The sequence below is a fragment of the Pseudomonas sp. GNP014 genome (genome assembly GCF_054344005.1).
Genome location: NZ_JBTGUS010000001.1, coordinates 5,239,215 through 5,253,464, shown reverse-complemented (window position 1 = coordinate 5,253,464; position 14,250 = coordinate 5,239,215). Strand labels below are relative to the sequence as shown.

The 14,250-nt window shown below is 58.4% G+C and carries 16 protein-coding genes and 4 tRNA genes; 14 read left to right on the top strand and 6 right to left on the bottom strand.

Annotated features, from left to right (window positions below; all coding sequences use genetic code 11):
• Positions 1 to 29 precede the first annotated feature (29 nt).
• Positions 30 to 848 (top strand): shikimate 5-dehydrogenase, encoded by an 819-nt coding sequence (locus tag ACXX9E_RS23590; protein ID WP_458556293.1) that lies wholly within the window; start codon positions 30 to 32, stop codon positions 846 to 848.
• A gap of 77 nt (positions 849 to 925) precedes the next feature.
• Here the strand turns inward: ACXX9E_RS23590 and ACXX9E_RS23585 are convergent, their stop codons facing one another.
• On the bottom strand, positions 926 to 1,570 hold the full coding sequence (locus ACXX9E_RS23585) for a YceH family protein (protein ID WP_123462301.1): 645 nt from the start codon (positions 1,568 to 1,570) through the stop codon (positions 926 to 928).
• Positions 1,571 to 1,695: 125 nt separating this feature from the next.
• Between ACXX9E_RS23585 and ACXX9E_RS23580 the strand changes: the two genes are divergently transcribed.
• Positions 1,696 to 2,205, top strand: a complete 510-nt coding sequence (locus ACXX9E_RS23580; protein ID WP_123462302.1) for a DUF1993 domain-containing protein — start codon at positions 1,696 to 1,698, stop codon at positions 2,203 to 2,205.
• Positions 2,206 to 2,304: 99 nt separating this feature from the next.
• Here the strand turns inward: ACXX9E_RS23580 and sstT are convergent, their stop codons facing one another.
• The gene (gene sstT / locus ACXX9E_RS23575; RefSeq protein ID WP_186748111.1) at positions 2,305 to 3,537 is read right to left on the bottom strand and encodes a serine/threonine transporter SstT; all 1,233 of its coding nucleotides are present in this window, start codon (positions 3,535 to 3,537) and stop codon (positions 2,305 to 2,307) included.
• Between the two features lie 337 nt (positions 3,538 to 3,874).
• Here sstT and ACXX9E_RS23570 point away from each other — a divergent pair, with 337 nt between their 5' ends.
• Positions 3,875 to 5,038, top strand: a complete 1,164-nt coding sequence (locus ACXX9E_RS23570) for an MFS transporter (protein WP_458556292.1) — start codon at positions 3,875 to 3,877, stop codon at positions 5,036 to 5,038.
• On the opposite strand, the gene nhaR is transcribed toward ACXX9E_RS23570, so the two are convergent.
• Positions 5,033 to 5,932: a transcriptional activator NhaR gene (gene nhaR, locus ACXX9E_RS23565; RefSeq protein WP_458556291.1), complete on the bottom strand. Its 900-nt coding sequence runs from the start codon at positions 5,930 to 5,932 to the stop codon at positions 5,033 to 5,035. The genes ACXX9E_RS23570 and nhaR overlap by 6 nt on opposite strands.
• Before the next feature lie 229 nt (positions 5,933 to 6,161).
• Here nhaR and ACXX9E_RS23560 point away from each other — a divergent pair, with 229 nt between their 5' ends.
• Entirely contained in the window at positions 6,162 to 6,404 is a 243-nt protein-coding gene (locus ACXX9E_RS23560) for a hypothetical protein (RefSeq protein WP_007965379.1), read from the top strand.
• 29 nt (positions 6,405 to 6,433) lie between these two features.
• The gene (locus tag ACXX9E_RS23555; RefSeq protein ID WP_123462306.1) at positions 6,434 to 7,183 is read left to right on the top strand and encodes a TerC family protein; all 750 of its coding nucleotides are present in this window, start codon (positions 6,434 to 6,436) and stop codon (positions 7,181 to 7,183) included.
• A 154-nt stretch (positions 7,184 to 7,337) separates the two neighbouring features.
• On the opposite strand, the gene ACXX9E_RS23550 is transcribed toward ACXX9E_RS23555, so the two are convergent.
• Positions 7,338 to 7,505 carry a hypothetical protein gene (locus tag ACXX9E_RS23550; RefSeq protein WP_222832514.1) on the bottom strand — a complete coding sequence of 56 codons (168 nt, stop codon included), beginning with the start codon at positions 7,503 to 7,505 and terminating at the stop codon, positions 7,338 to 7,340.
• Positions 7,506 to 7,739: 234 nt separating this feature from the next.
• Between ACXX9E_RS23550 and ACXX9E_RS23545 the strand changes: the two genes are divergently transcribed.
• The 3 genes from ACXX9E_RS23545 to ACXX9E_RS23535 all read left to right on the top strand — a co-directional run bounded on the left by ACXX9E_RS23545 (position 7,740) and on the right by ACXX9E_RS23535 (position 8,923).
• Positions 7,740 to 8,411, top strand: coding sequence for a cysteine peptidase family C39 domain-containing protein (locus ACXX9E_RS23545; RefSeq protein WP_458556290.1), 672 nt, complete (start codon positions 7,740 to 7,742; stop codon positions 8,409 to 8,411).
• A gap of 89 nt (positions 8,412 to 8,500) precedes the next feature.
• Positions 8,501 to 8,707 (top strand): DUF6021 family protein, encoded by a 207-nt coding sequence (locus ACXX9E_RS23540; RefSeq protein WP_123462308.1) that lies wholly within the window; start codon positions 8,501 to 8,503, stop codon positions 8,705 to 8,707.
• Between the two features lie 12 nt (positions 8,708 to 8,719).
• A complete protein-coding gene (locus ACXX9E_RS23535; protein WP_458556289.1) occupies positions 8,720 to 8,923 on the top strand; it encodes a hypothetical protein in 204 nt (67 codons plus the stop codon).
• An 82-nt stretch (positions 8,924 to 9,005) separates the two neighbouring features.
• On the opposite strand, the gene pbpG is transcribed toward ACXX9E_RS23535, so the two are convergent.
• The gene (pbpG, locus tag ACXX9E_RS23530) at positions 9,006 to 9,944 is read right to left on the bottom strand and encodes a D-alanyl-D-alanine endopeptidase (protein ID WP_123462310.1); all 939 of its coding nucleotides are present in this window, start codon (positions 9,942 to 9,944) and stop codon (positions 9,006 to 9,008) included.
• Positions 9,945 to 10,173: 229 nt separating this feature from the next.
• A complete protein-coding gene (folD, locus tag ACXX9E_RS23525; protein WP_123462311.1) occupies positions 10,174 to 11,028 on the bottom strand; it encodes a bifunctional methylenetetrahydrofolate dehydrogenase/methenyltetrahydrofolate cyclohydrolase FolD in 855 nt (284 codons plus the stop codon).
• Positions 11,029 to 11,303: 275 nt separating this feature from the next.
• Between folD and ACXX9E_RS23520 the strand changes: the two genes are divergently transcribed.
• The 6 genes from ACXX9E_RS23520 (at position 11,304) to clpP (ending at position 14,225) form a co-directional block, all read left to right on the top strand.
• A tRNA-Arg gene (locus ACXX9E_RS23520) sits at positions 11,304 to 11,380 on the top strand.
• Positions 11,381 to 11,412: 32 nt separating this feature from the next.
• A tRNA-His gene (locus ACXX9E_RS23515) sits at positions 11,413 to 11,488 on the top strand.
• 57 nt (positions 11,489 to 11,545) lie between these two features.
• Positions 11,546 to 11,630: transfer RNA gene (locus ACXX9E_RS23510), tRNA-Leu, on the top strand.
• A 77-nt stretch (positions 11,631 to 11,707) separates the two neighbouring features.
• Positions 11,708 to 11,783: transfer RNA gene (locus ACXX9E_RS23505), tRNA-His, on the top strand.
• A gap of 403 nt (positions 11,784 to 12,186) precedes the next feature.
• Complete coding sequence (gene tig / locus ACXX9E_RS23500) at positions 12,187 to 13,497, top strand: trigger factor (protein WP_123462312.1); 1,311 nt, start codon at positions 12,187 to 12,189, stop codon at positions 13,495 to 13,497.
• A gap of 92 nt (positions 13,498 to 13,589) precedes the next feature.
• A complete protein-coding gene (gene clpP, locus ACXX9E_RS23495) occupies positions 13,590 to 14,225 on the top strand; it encodes an ATP-dependent Clp endopeptidase proteolytic subunit ClpP (protein ID WP_007951559.1) in 636 nt (211 codons plus the stop codon).
• Positions 14,226 to 14,250 lie beyond the last annotated feature (25 nt).

The window sequence follows — 14,250 nt, the reverse complement described above, 5'->3', positions numbered from 1 at the left end:
TCCGAAAGTGCGTTTGAAGGAGAAATTTCATGCAGATGAACCCGAACAAAGACACCCAGCTGTGCATGTCCCTGTCCGGCCGGCCGGGGAATTTCGGTCTGCGTTTTCATAATCATTTGTATGAGCAGTTGGGCCTTAACTTCTACTACAAGGCGTTCAGCAGCCAGGACCTGCCCGGCGCAGTCGGCGGCATTCGCGCCTTGGGCATTCGCGGTTGCGGCGTGTCGATGCCGTTCAAGGAAGCCTGCATCGCATTGGTCGATGAGTTGGACGCGTCGGCGGCGGCGATCCAGTCGATCAACACCATCGTCAACACCCAGGGGCATCTCAAGGCCTACAACACCGATTACATTGCGGTTGCGCAACTGTTGGAAACCCACGCCGTGCCCAAGGATTCGACTTTTGCCTTGCGCGGCAGTGGCGGCATGGGCAAAGCGGTGGCCAGTGCCTTGTGCGACGGTGGCTATAAAAATGGCTTGATCGTCGCCCGTAACGAGCGCGCCGGGCGGGCACTGGCCGAATCGCTGGGCTATCGCTGGCAAGCCGAACTGGGCGATGAACGCCCGCAGATGCTGATCAATGTCACACCGGTGGGGATGGATGGCGGGCCGGAGGCGGGGCAACTGGCGTTCGAACCTGAAGTGATCAACGCGGCGGACACGGTGTTCGATGTGGTGGCGATCCCGTCAGAAACGCCGCTGATCGTGCGTGCTCGCGCTGAAGGCAAGCGGGTGATTACCGGGCTGGAAGTGATTGCGATCCAGGCGCTGGAGCAGTTTGTGCTGTACACCGGGGTGCGGCCGACGGAGGAGCAGTTTGCGGCGGCGGTGAATTTCGCACGGAGCTGATTGTTTCGCTGAGCGGGCGGGCCTGATCGCCAGCAGGCGGTGGGAGCGGGCTCGTTCCCACCGTAAAACTGCTGTGTTTATTCGAGGCGTGCCAGGCGTTCTTCCAGCGCAGCAATCCGCGCTTCCAGCTCTTCGATGCGTTCTACGGAAACGCCTGTGCCCGCACGTTCCTGCGGATTCTGCCGCGCGGCCATGATCGCCTCGATGTCTGCCGGATCGCCCAGCGCATGGGTGTAACGGTCTTCGCGCTGCCCGGCCTGACGCGGGATCAACACCGCCAGTCCGCGTGCGATCAGGCGCTCGAGCTGGTGCACCACTTGCTCGGCATCTTCAAAGTCATGCATGCGGCCGCTGCGTGTCAGCAGCTCATTGACGGTTTGCGGGCCACGCAGAAACATCAGTCCGCTCAGCACTACTTGGGCTGGCACCAGTTCCAGCGCCTTGTCGACCTTGTGCTCCCAACGGTCGGCACGACTGCCCATCACCAGCTTGGCGAAACCACGGCCCTCAAGGGCACGCAGGCTCTGGCCGACCTGACCCTGGGTCAGGTTCATCACCGGTTCACGGCTGGTTTTCTGGTTGCACGCGAGTACCAGCGCATTGAGCGTCAGCGGATAGGTTTCCGGGCTGGTCGCCTGTTTCTCGATCAGCGCACCGAGAATGCGGATTTCCGTGGCGTTGAGCCGTGGCTCGTCGAAGGTTGCTTCAAGTTCTGTGGTCATCGCGCGTTCCCTCTGCAGTCGAAGGCGCCTAGCCTAATCCTTGCCAAACAAAAGGCAAGCCGTGCGGTCATCAAGCATGGCTATAATCGCCTCCACGTTCCACCCAGCCATCACACGAGACTGCCATGACCATTTCCCTGTACGCCGCATCCGTCCCGGTTTTTCAACAAATGCTCAACGCCATGAGCGATGTGCTGAAGAAAGCTGAAGCCCACGCCACCGAGAAAAACATCGACCCGAACGCCTTCCTGCAGGCACGCCTGTACCCGGACATGTTTCCGCTGATCCGTCAGGTCCAGATCGCCGTTGATTTCGCCAAAGGCGTTTCCGCGCGTCTGGCCGAAGTCGAGTTGCCGAAGTACGACGACAGCGAAACCACCTTCGCCGAGCTGCAAGCGCTGATCGCCAAGGTTCTGGCCTTCATCGGCGAGATCAAGCCTGAGCAGATCAATGGCAAGGAAGGCATCGAGATCGTGACCCGTCCGGGCACGCCGAAAGAGAAGCGCTTCAGCGGTCAGGCTTATCTGCTGACCTACGGCCTGCCGCAGTTCTTCTTCCACGTCACCACCACCTACGCACTGCTGCGTCACAACGGTGTTGAAGTGGGTAAACGCGATTACATGGGCGCGTTCTAAAACACCCGGCAACAAAAAAGCCCGCCAAGGTTTGCGCCTTGGCGGGCTTTTTGTTTTTCTGGGTAGGGGCGAGCCTGCTCGCTCCTGCAAGGTCGGGTGTCAGGCGGTGCGTTGGGCTTTCGCTTCTTCGCCCAGGCACGCTGCTGCGGTAAACAGTACGTCGGTAGACGAATTCAACGCCGTCTCTGCCGAATCCTGGAGCACGCCAATGATGAAGCCCACTGCCACTACCTGCATGGCAATCTCGCTCGGGATACCGAACAGGCTGCACGCCAAGGGGATCAACAGCAGCGAACCGCCGGCCACACCCGAAGCGCCGCACGCGCAGATCGCCGCGACGACGCTGAGCAGGATTGCGGTCGGAATGTCTACGGCAATGCCGAGGGTGTGCACGGCCGCCAGGGACAGCACAGTGATGGTGATCGCCGCACCGGCCATGTTGATGGTCGCGCCCAGCGGGATCGACACCGAATAGGTGTCTTCATGCAGGCCCAGGCGCTTGCTCAGCTCCAGGTTGACCGGAATGTTCGCCGCCGAACTGCGGGTGAAGAACGCGGTGATGCCGCTTTCGCGCAGGCACTTGAGGGTCAGCGGATACGGGTTGCGACGCAGCTTCCAGAACACGATCAGCGGGTTCATCACCAGCGCCACGAACAGCATGCAACCGAGCAGCACCGCCAGCAGGTGCGCATAGCCGATCAGTGCGTCGAAACCGGAGGTGGCCAGGGTCGACGCCACCAGCCCGAAAATACCCAGCGGTGCAAAACGAATCACCACGCGCACGATCAGGGTCACGCCGTTCGACAGGTCGCCGAGCACTTCACGGGTGGTGTCGCCGGCATGGCGAATCGCGACGCCCATGCCGATCGCCCAGGCCAGAATGCCGATGAAGTTGGCGTTGATCAGCGCGTTGACCGGGTTATCCACCACGCTCAGCAACAGGCTTTGCAGCACTTCGCCAATGCCGCCCGGTGCGGTCACCGAAACGTTATCGGTGGACAGCACCAGATGCGAGGGAAAGGTCATGCTGGCAATCACCGCCACAACGGCTGCCGCGAAGGTGCCCAGCAGGTACAGGAACAGAATCGGCCGGATATGGGTTTCCTGGCCGTGCTTGTGGTTGGCGATCGAGGCCATCACCAGCACGAATACCAGAATCGGTGCCACGGCTTTCAGTGCCGAAACAAACACTTTGCCGATAAACGCAGTGCTTTTCGCCGCTTCCGGGGCGAACAGCGCCAGGGCGATACCGGCGATCAGGCCGATCAGGATCTGCGTGACCAGGCTCAGGTTCTTGAGGCGTTGCAGGAGAGAAGGGGATGAAGCGGTCATAACGGCATCTCTGATTTTTTATAGGGGTGCAAGGTGCATGAGGGTAGCGTTAAAGCGGGGGCAGGCCACCGTCATGCCGCGAACGTGCTGATGCGATATCAACGCTAATAAACTCGGCGTTGAACAAGCTGTACGTTTTTCAGGGCGCGGACTTTATCACAGCGCAGGCCTTATCCTTCAGGCCTGTGACGATCTGCCACCGATCATGTCGGCAAGATCGACAGGTTTGTGCAAGTCAGTGCGGACACTCTCTGTTAAGATTCTCCATCCTCATTTTCAAACTCTGCCAGCGGACCTCCGGGTCAACGCTGGTGTCGTCGTTTTGCTGGAGTTGCGCATGCTGTTGCCCATTCTTCTGTTGTCCGCCGCCGGTTTCACGGTGCTGACCACAGAATTCGTTATCGTCGGCCTGCTGCCGGCGATTGCCCGAGACCTTGAAGTCACCATCCCGCAGGCCGGATTGCTGGTCACTCTATTCGCTTTTACGGTCGCGATGTTCGGGCCATTCCTTACTGCGTATTTCGCCCGATTCGAGCGCCGCCGGCTGTTTATCACCATCCTGATCATGTTCGGTCTGGCCAATACCGTGGCCGCGCTGGCGCCGAACATCTGGGTCATGGCGATTGCCCGATTGATCCCGGCGCTGGGGCTGCCGGTGTTCTGGGCGCTGGCCAGTGAAACGGCGGTGGACATTGTCGGGCCGGATTACGCCGGTCGCGCCATCGCCAAGATCGGCTTCGGGATTGTCTGTGCCACGGTGTTCGGCATTCCGGTCGGTACGCTGATTTCCGATGCGTTCGGCTGGCGCAGTGCCTTTGGCATTCTGGCGGTGATCGCGTTTGCCAAGGCCTTGCTGTTGTTTGTTTACCTGCCCAAGACCAGCCTGCACCAGCATCAGGTCGGTTTCCGCTCGCAGTTCAAGATCCTGCGCAGTCCGTTGATGATCGGGCACATCCTGCTGTCGATCCTGGTGTTTAGCGGCATGTTTACTGCTTATACGTATCTGGCGGACATCCTTGAACGCCTGGCCGGTTTCAATGGCACCGTGGTCGGCTGGTGCCTGATGGGCTTCGGTGCGGTCGGCTTGATCGGCAACTCGCTGGGTGGCCGTGCGGTGGATCGTCATCCGCTCGGTGCGTCGGTGTTGTTCTGCGCGTTCATGATTGCCGGCATGGTGTCGCTGGTGCCGAACATCCATTCGCCACTGGGCCTGGCGGTGGCTATGGGAATCTGGGGCGTGACTCAGGCTGCGTTGTTCCTGGTCAGCCATGTGCGCCTGATGAAAGCCGCACCGGAAGCGCCCGCGTTTGCCGCTTCGTTGAACATCGCCGGGGCCAACCTGGGGATCGGCCTGGGCGCGATGATCGGTGGACGGGTGATTGACAGTGCCGGTCTGGGCTTCCTCGGGTTCGCCGCCGCCGGGTTCATCCTGCTGTCGGTGTTCCTCGCCATGGTGCTGATGACCCTCAAGCCGCGCGACGCCTGCGCGCAAGCGTCATAACGCGGTAAACAGCTCGCGTCGGGCACCTTCGGTAATCGCCACAATGCCGGGGTGCTTGACCTTGCGTTCTACCGAAATCGCGTAGAACGACTCGGTCACCGCGTCCGTCTGGCCAATCAATTCCACGCCGTACTGGCGCTTCACTTCATCGGCAATCACGCTCGGGCCGATAAAAATCCCGCTGCCGGACTGGCCGAACGCCTGCATCAAGGCACTGTCATCGAATTCGCCGACGATTTGCGGCTGGATCTGCTGCTCGGCGAACCAGCGCTGCAAACGGCTGCGCACCACGGTTTCCGCTCCGGGAATCAACAAGGGTGCGCCGTGGAGGCTGCGCGGGAAGTCTTGTCCGTATTGAGCCGCCAGATGCGCGGTGGCGAAGAAACTGATCCCGCATTCACCGAGTTTCTGACTGTAGCCCTTGATGTCGAGGTGCGAAGGCATCGGGCTGTCGGAGATCACCAGATCCAGACGCTGGATCGCCAGGTCCGCCAGCAAACGTTCGAGTTTGTCTTCGCGGCAGGTGATGCGCAGCGGCTCGTTCAGCTCCATGGTCGGCGCGATCAGCCGGTAGACGATGGACTTGGGCACCACGTCCGCCACGCCGACCCGAAACAGGATCTGCTGTTCATTGGGTTGCGCGCGCAGCATCAGTTCCAGCTCACCGCCGAGCTGGAACATCTGCTCGGCGTAGGGCAGGGCCTGGCGCCCGGCTTCGGTCAGTTCAAGTTGCCGGCCGACCCGTCGGAACAACTCTATGCCGTAGGTTTGTTCGAGCAGCGAAATCTGCCCGCTGATGGTCTGTGGCGTCAGATTCAGCTGTTCGCAGGCGCGCACGATGCTGCCGGTCTTGGCGACCACCCAGAAATAATGCAGTTGTCGGTAATTGAGCATAAGCCCGCAGTCCTTGTGTAGGCGCTGCCGGAGGCTTTGATCTTTTCATCCTGTTTTTCAAGAAGCAAAGATCGCAGCCTGCGGCAGCTCCTGCATGAATGTTTGGGTTCGTAAAAACCGAAGTATAGCCGCTAAAAATACGAATTTTCCTGAAGTGTCCGCTTGCCTAGAATGCCCAGCCATCGACGGCCGGTCTGCGACCCTGTCTGTTCATTCGAAGGAAAGCCCAATGAAATACACAATCCCTGCGTTGATGTTTACGTCTTTACTGCTCATGGCCGGTTGTGATCAGGCGGAAAAGAGCGCCCAGCAGTTGATGGGCAAAGCGGCCGAAAGCGCCAAGCAGGCCATCGACGACACCCACAAGGCAGCCGAACAAGCGCTGAGTGACGCCACGGGCGGGTTGATCGAGAAAAAAGAAACACCGGAAAAAGACGCGGAAAAATCCGAATCTTCCTCCAAGACCATTTAAACCGTCGTACAACGAGTCAGGACTGACCCATGGAATATCTATTAGAACTCGCCGCCAGCCCTGCCGCCTGGGTTGCTTTGGCCACACTGGTGGTGATGGAGATCGTGCTCGGCATCGATAACCTGATCTTTATCTCGATCCTGACCAACAAACTGCCCGAGCAGCATCGGCAGAAAGCCCGTCGCATCGGTATCGGCATGGCGTTGATTCTGCGTCTGGCCCTGTTGAGCACCATCGCCTTTATCGTGCAGTTGACCGCCCCTGTGATTGAAATCATGGGCCAGGCATTCTCCTGGAAGGACATGATCCTGATTGCCGGTGGTCTGTTCCTGGTGTGGAAAGCCACGACCGAGATCCATCACAGCATGGACCCGGCGCCGGAAGACCCGAAAACCGCGACATCGACCGTGACTCTGGGTTTTGCGGCCGCCATCGGTCAGATCTTGATGCTGGACATGGTGTTCTCCATCGACAGCATCATTACTGCGGTGGGCATGACTGAGCACTTGCCGATCATGGTGATCGCGGTGGTGGTCTCGGTGCTGGTGATGCTGTTCGCGGCTGAGCCTCTGGCCAAGTTCATCAACGACAACCCGACGGTGGTGATGCTGGCCCTGGGCTTCCTGATCATGATCGGCATGACGCTGATCGCCGAAGGCTTCGGCGCCCACGTACCGAAAGGTTATGTGTATGCGGCGATGGCGTTCTCGGCAGCGATTGAAGTGCTGAACATGCTGTCGCGCCGGACGAAGCAGAAGAAGCTCGCTCAGCAGGCTTAATCGGCAACCAAGTAAAAAGGCCGGCTGGACTCCTGGAGTCCAGCCGGCCTTTTGCTTTATGCAGGAACTGCCGAAGGCTGCGATCTTTTGACGTTCATGATCAATGGATCGCAGTCCGCAGCAGCGCTTGCATCGGGTTTATGTCAACGACCTGTCAGTGCGCAGTCGCGTGGCGCACGCGTTGTTTTTCCGGTTTGTGAATCGGCGCCAAATCGACAGGATGATGGTGGCGCCGGGCAATACGCAGCACGCCCCACAGCATGGCGGTGGCAACGGCCAGCCAGCCGGCAATCAACATCACGATGGTCATGGTCAGGCTCATCAGTGCCTCCTCTTCGCCCTGCATCGGGCGCACACTTATTCAATTCGCTCTGTTTCAGTGACAGTCTAGACAATGCGGTGTTTCAGGCTATTGACCAAAGGTCGCTGGTGACCAATCAGTTCGCTCTATGCAAACGCTGCCGCTACGGTTTAAGGCTATACCGCAGCCGTGCGCGGCCCTATGATCGCTGGCGTTGCCGGAACACGATGACCGGCGTCTGAACAGAGAGTAACGATGGTCCAGGTATTTTCTCGAATTCGTGTGGCGCTGCTGACGGCCGGTTGCGCGGCGCTGCTGGCCGGTTGTGCGGGCAGTGTGGCGCCAGAGGTCAAGCGTTTGCCGGAGCGGGTCGAACTCAGTGGTACGTTCTATCGGGGCGACGCCCATCAGAGTGGGCCGCAAGTGTTGGCGAGCCTGTTGTCGCAGCAGGGCATCGTGACCACCCCGGGCCTGCTGGAAAAACCGCTGCACCTGCCCGGTGGCGAAGACAAGCTGCAAGAGAATATCCAGAACCTGGCCCGCGAGTACGGCATGGTGGTCTACCCGCTGGATGCCAACCTGCCGGCGCTGCTGACGCAGGTCGCGGCGGGATACCCGGTGATGGTGCGTTTCAGCGAGGGCGCGGCGTTCTGGGCGGAACCGCGTTACGCGATCCTGTCCGGCTATGACCGCAATAAACAGAAGGTGCTGCTGCGTGCCGGTATGAACCGTCGCGAACTGATGAGCTTCAGTTCCTTCGAATCGGCGCTGGAGAAGTCAGGTGGCTGGGCGATCCTGATCCAGAAACCTTCGCAGATTCCGGCGGCAGTCGACCGTGGCCGTTGGCTCAAGGCGGCCGATGAGCTGGCTCAGGCCGGTCAGGAAAACGAAGCGGCACAGGCGCGCAAGGCGCTGGCTGCGCACTGAGGCTCCGTTCGTCATTTGCCGGGCACGACTGCGCCCGGCAACCCTCCAAATCATAGAGCCCGCTTTTCGCGGGTGAACCAGGAGGCGACATGACAGATTCCCCATCACCGAAAGGCCCGCATTCTTCCGAGCATTCCTCGGGAGATGATCTGGGGTTTGATCCGGACTCGCCTGACCTCGATGATCCGCAGGTCGACCCTGTCGGCCCGGCCAAGGCGCCTCTCGATGTGGTGCCCGGCGAGGACCCGAAAAAACCTGCCAGGCCCTACGATCCCTTAGCCAATCTGAAACCTTGATGTGAGGTGCGTATGAGTACCGATTCAAGCTTCGATGACCAAAAACCGGACAGCGTGCCGACCACGCCCGAGACCGATATCGACCCGGTGCTGGACCCGGACAGCGTGTTGCGCGACCCGTTGGCCCGACCGTTGGTGGCGCCCGGACTGTTACCAGATCCGCAAAAGGGCGATGGCATCCCGGATGATGATCAGATGCCATTGCCCAATGATTGAGCAAGGCTGACCGGCGGACTGCCTTTGTAGTGAGGGAGCTTGCTCCCTCACCTCGGGCAAATCTGTCTGAAAGCGTGTTGAATTACTTCGAAGCCTCAACCACGCCGCTCTGCCGCGACTTGAGGTTTTTATCCGCTTTGTATTGCTGCGCCACTGCCGGAACGCTGGCGCTTCTGCCGGTTTCCACCCAACTGCGGATGCGGCTGGCATCGGCAAAATGGGTGTATTTGCCAAACGCGTCGAGAATCACCAGGGCGACGGGGCGATTGCCCATCTTCGTCACCAGGACCAGGCAATGACCGGCCGGGTTGGTGAAGCCGGTTTTGGTGATCTTGATGTCCCAGTCGGCTTTGTTCACCAAATGATCGGTGTTGCGAAAGCCCAGGGTGTAATTGGGTTTGCGGAACGAAACGGTCTTTTCCTTGGTAGTGGTCAGCTCGCTGAGAATCGGGTGTTTGCTCGCCGCTACCAGCAGCTTGCTCAGGTCGCGGGCCGTCGAAACGTTGCGCTCCGACAGGCCGGTCGGTTCAACGTAGTGGGTGTGGGTCATGCCCAGTGCCTTGGCCTTGGCGTTCATCGCAGCAATAAACGCTGCATAACCACCGGGGTAGTGATGGGCGAGGCTGGCGGCGGCGCGGTTTTCCGAGGACATCAGGGCGATCAGCAGCATTTCGCGGCGCGGCAGTTCACTCTTGAGTTTGACTCGGGAGAACACGCCCTTCATTTCCGGCGTGTTGCTGATATCGACATTGATCCATTCGTCCATGTTCTGCCGGGCTTCGACCACCACCAAACCGGTCATCAGCTTGCTGACGGAGGCGATCGGGACGATCACGTCAGGGTTGCTGGAATAAATGACTTTATTGGTCTGCATATCCATGAGCAGGGCGCTGCCGGAGGCGATCTTCAGTGTCGAAGCATCGCGAGGGGCAGCGGTGGTTTCCGCAGCGTTGATCGTTGGCGTGATGAATGTGCCTGTAAAAGCGAAAAACAGGCTCAGAATCGAAAGACGAATTTTCACGCGGGCGAACTCATAAAGGTTGGATATTCCGTTAGTTTGTAACGGGTTATTTCTTCAAAGCGTCGCATTCTAGGAGTATGGCTGAAGATCTGTCGATGGTTGTTTGAATGACCTGAAAAACTCGTGAAAAGGCCTGTAAAAAGAGGGGTTTCCGGCGAACGGTTAGTGTTTTTTCTCAGGCATGAAAAAACCCGCACGAGGCGGGTTTTTCAACGGTGCAAAATACGCCTCAGGCGTGCAGGGTTTCCGCTGCGTAGAGGGTGTTTTCCAGCAGGCAGGCACGGGTCATCGGGCCAACGCCGCCCGGTACTGGTGTAATCCAGCCGGCGCGGGGCAGGGCGGTGTCATACACCACGTCACCGACCAGTTTGCCGTCGTCCTGGCGGTTGATGCCGACGTCGATCACGATCGCACCTTCCTTGATCCACTCGCCCTTGACCAGACCCGGCTTGCCGGCGGCCACGACGACCAGATCGGCACGGCCGACGTGTCCGGCCAGATCCTTGGTGAAGCGGTGCGTGACAGTGACGGTGCAACCGGCCAGCAGCAGTTCCATCGCCATCGGGCGACCGACGATGTTGGACGCGCCAACCACCACCGCATCCAGACCATAAAGGTCCACACCCGTGCTTTCCAGCAGCGTCATGATGCCTTTGGGGGTGCATGGGCGCAGCAACGGAATGCGCTGTGCCAGGCGACCGACGTTATAAGGATGGAAGCCGTCGACGTCTTTGTCCGGGCGGATGCGTTCCAGCAGTTTGGAAGCGTCCAGGTGCTCGGGCAGCGGCAGTTGCAGCAGCACGCCGTCGATTGCCGGATCGTCGTTGAGACGATCGATCAGATCGGTCAATGCTTCTTGCGTGGTTTCGGCGGGCAGGTCGTAGGCTTGAGAGAGGAAACCGACCTCTTCACAGTCTTTACGCTTGTGCGAGACATAAACCTGAGAGGCAGGATCGCTGCCGACCAGGATCACCGCGAGGCCGGGCGTGCGCAGGCCTTGCTGGCGACGCTCGGCAACACGTTGGGCGATCTGCTGGCGCAGGCTGGCGGCGATCGATTTGCCGTCGATTAGTTGTGCAGTCATTGCGCGTGATTAACCATCGAGAGGGGAAAAAATGAGAACGCATTCTCGCATGTCGAGCGATGAGGGCAAAGGCGCTTGGTCAGCAAATTCCCCTAACTCCTTTAATTAAATGAATTTTTTTCAAAAAGGATTTGACGACCTTCAGAGCGCTCTATACTATTCGTCGCACTTGTCGGGCACAGCCTAGCACTGGTTAAGAAGGTGAAGCGGAATTACGATTCTGTGACACTGGAAAGCACTTAGTTTGTAGTCCTTTAAGAGTACAGATTAATAAGGCGCCCGTAGCTCAGCTGGATAGAGCATCCGCCTTCTAAGCGGATGGTCGCAGGTTCGAGTCCTGCCGGGTGCGCCATTAGGCAGCTTTGGCACAAGTAACGCGATATGGTGGGCGTAGCTCAGTTGGTAGAGCACGGGATTGTGACTCCCGTTGTCGTGGGTTCGATCCCCATCGTCCACCCCATATTTCGAAAGGCGCCGGATGTAACAGTCTGGCGCCTTTGCTTTAAAAGCTTCATCTGCGGATGTGGTGGAATTGGTAGACACACTGGATTTAGGTTCCAGCGCCGCGAGGCGTAAGAGTTCGAGTCTCTTCATCCGCACCAATTAAAGCTTCATTCATGCCTTGTGCCGGGTGGGGTTTCAACAAAGAAGTTATTTGGCTTTTTTGTTACGCAATATGGTGGGCGTAGCTCAGTTGGTAGAGCACGGGATTGTGACTCCCGTTGTCGTGGGTTCGATCCCCATCGTCCACCCCATATTTCGAAAGGCGCCAGATTTAACAGTCTGGCGCCTTTTTTGTTTTAGCGGTTTGGAAATCCGGCGCTTGCCGGTTTCAGGTCGCAGGAGCAGGGCAGTTCGTCGTATTTGTGCACTTCGACGACGCTGCGCTGCTTGCCGGTCCTGCTTGCGGGAGCGGTCGTCAGGGAGTGATTGGCAGTCTCTTCTATATATAGAAGAGGTTGGCGCAGAGCCCTGGCGTGATTGGTTGTATTCGCCTGTGGGGCGCGCTGTATTCGTGCGGCGGTCCCGATAAATTGCCTGCTGTTTTTTTACCCGTTTTCGAGTAGGGTGACTTCTTGAGTTTGACCCACTAGAATGCATGCCCTTGATTCTGGGGTCGGAAACGGCCGGCTAACGTCTGTGCAACGAGGAATATCCATGCAAGTTTCTGTTGAAAATACTACTGCTCTCGAGCGCCGCATGAGCGTCACCGTGCCGGCTGAGCGCATCGAGACTCAGGTCAACAAGCGTCTGCAGCAGACCGCCCAAAAGGCCAAGATTGCTGGCTTCCGTCCAGGCAAAGTGCCAATGAGCGAAATCAAGCGCCGTTTCGGTGCTGATGCTCGCCAGGAAGCTGTAGGCGACGTGATCCAGTCCTCCTTTTACGAAGCTGTGGTTGAGCAGAAGCTGAACCCGGCCGGTTCGCCGTCGATCGAGCCGAAGTCGCTCGAAGCTGGCAAAGACCTGGAATACGTAGCTGTATTCGAAGTGTTCCCTGAGTTCACCGTTGCCGGTTTCGAAGGCATCACCGTTGAGCGCCTGAGCGCTGACGTGGCTGACGCTGACCTGGACAAAATGCTCGACATCCTGCGCAAGCAGAACACCCGTTTCGAAGTGGCCGATCGTGCTGCCCAGAACGAAGATCAGCTGAACATCGATTTCGTTGGCAAGGTTGACGGCGAAGCATTCGCTGGCGGCTCCGCCAAAGGCACTCAGCTGGTGCTGGGTTCCGGTCGCATGATCCCTGGCTTCGAAGAAGGCCTGGTTGGCGCTAAAGCCGGTGAAGAGCGCGTTCTGAACCTGACCTTCCCAGAGGACTATCAGAACCTGGACCTGGCTGGCAAAACCGCCGAGTTCACCGTGACGGTCAACACCGTTTCCGAGCCAAAACTGCCAGAGCTGAACGAAGAGTTCTTCGCTCAATTCGGCATCAAGGAAAGCGGCATCGACGGTTTCCGCACCGAAGTTCGCAAGAACATGGAGCGTGAACTGCGTCAGGCGATCAAGTCCAAGGTCAAGAATCAGGTCATGGACGGTCTGCTGGCCACCAACCCGATCGAAGTGCCAAAGGCGCTGCTGTCCAACGAAGTTGACCGTCTGCGCGTGCAGGCTGTTCAGCAGTTCGGTGGCAACATCAAGCCTGACCAACTGCCGGCCGAGCTGTTCGAAGAGCAAGCCAAGCGCCGCGTCGTGCTGGGCCTGATCGTGGCTGAAGTGGTCAAGCAGTTCGACCTGAAGCCTGACGAAGCTCGTGTTCGTGACATGATTCAGGAAATGGCTTCGGCTTATCAAGAGCCTGAGCAGGTCGTGTCCTGGTACTACAAGAACGAGCAGCAACTGAACGAAGTGCGTTCGGTTGTGCTGGAAGAACAAGTTGTGGATACTGTTCTGCAGAAAGCTAGCGTGACCGACAAATCGGTCTCTTACGAAGAAGCGGTCAAGCCGGTAGAAGCTCCAAAAGCCGACTGATTGTTTTTGCGTTAGAAGTGCACACCATAAGCCAGCTCTCGAGCTGGCTTATGCGTATTCAAGACATAACTATTTGGGAGTGACTGCAGAGCATGTTCCGTAATTCGTATATTCAGCAGAACTCTGATATCCAGGCCGCAGGCGGCCTGGTCCCGATGGTTGTCGAGCAATCTGCTCGTGGCGAGCGCGCCTATGACATCTACTCGCGCCTTCTGAAGGAGCGTGTAATCTTTCTGGTGGGTCCTGTAGAGGACTACATGGCCAACCTGATCTGTGCGCAATTGCTGTTCCTTGAAGCGGAAAACCCGGACAAGGACATCCATCTCTATATCAACTCCCCGGGCGGTTCGGTGACAGCGGGCATGTCGATCTACGACACCATGCAGTTCATCAAACCCAACGTATCGACCACTTGCATCGGTCAGGCCTGCAGCATGGGCGCGTTCCTGCTGACTGCCGGTGCGCCGGGCAAGCGTTTCTGCCTGCCAAACTCGCGCGTGATGATTCACCAGCCACTGGGCGGTTTCCAGGGCCAGGCGTCGGACATCGAAATCCATGCCAAGGAAATCCTCTTCATCCGCGAGCGTCTGAACACGCTGATGGCCAAGCACAGCGGCCGTACTCTGGAAGAAATCGAGCGCGATACCAATCGCGACAACTTCATGAGTGCAGAAGCTGCGAAGGAATACGGTCTGATCGATGAAGTGATCAATCAGCGTCCAGCTTAAAAATAAGCAGCTCAAAACAGGCTTG